This window comes from Commensalibacter papalotli (ex Botero et al. 2024), assembly GCF_947179115.1.
GTDB lineage: Bacteria > Pseudomonadota > Alphaproteobacteria > Acetobacterales > Acetobacteraceae > Commensalibacter > Commensalibacter papalotli.
This window is the reverse complement of the sequence record NZ_CAMXCI010000021.1, coordinates 1-723: the sequence shown is the minus strand read 5'-3', so window position 1 is coordinate 723 and position 723 is coordinate 1. Positions and strand designations below refer to the sequence as shown.

Annotated in this window: 1 protein-coding gene; it reads right to left on the bottom strand. The window is 38.0% G+C overall.

Features of this window, described 5'->3' with window-relative positions:
* Positions 1 to 359: 359 nt before the first annotated feature.
* On the bottom strand, positions 360 to 723 hold a 364-nt coding region (locus QMN76_RS10880), incomplete at its 5' end, for a terminase gpA endonuclease subunit (protein WP_282066043.1).

Sequence of the window (723 nt, the reverse complement as noted above, 5' to 3'; positions counted from 1 at the left end):
TTTGCCACCCCATTCAGACCTTGTGCAACCGCATAAGGAATATCTTTGGACGCTATTCGTTGCAGTTCTAATGAGGTCTGTTTGGTGTTAAGGTGGAAGGTGGTTTTCATTTTGAATTTGATTAAATTCTATAAAATTTTATAATATAAGCGCTCTAAAGGTGTCTCGGAGGACAAGCACAAGATAACTATCCTTTTATATAAATTAACAATGTTTTATATGAGATTTGGGGCATAAACATTTTGTTCAATTTACAAACAATGAAAGGATGGATTGATATGGTAATTACTGATTTGACTATGTTATCTGTTATTCTATATTTTTTACTATCTACGATAGCTTATCTTGTGCCGTCAGCCCTACAAAAACCCCTTAATAAATTCTTTTCTCGCCTTAACGGGATCTTTCTTTTCAGGTTGAGTGTATTGTTCTTTGGGTAATCCTGATACTTCGACACTTTGTTCAACCATTTTTACTGGCTCTTGGTTTTGCTCCATACGATCAGCCATGACGTTCAATTTTAACCCTTGTTGCATTAATCCACATAAGGCAGCATATGAGTAAACTGCCAAATCCAAAGCCTCGTTCGCGCGCCCTGGGGTTTGTTCCCAAACGCGCACGTCTTTACCACCAATGCGTTTTCTGACTGAGCGTTCAGAAACCAGTTGCGCAAAAAAATTAATATCTCGATCTTGAGGGTAATGCATATAACCTGGACAGGCT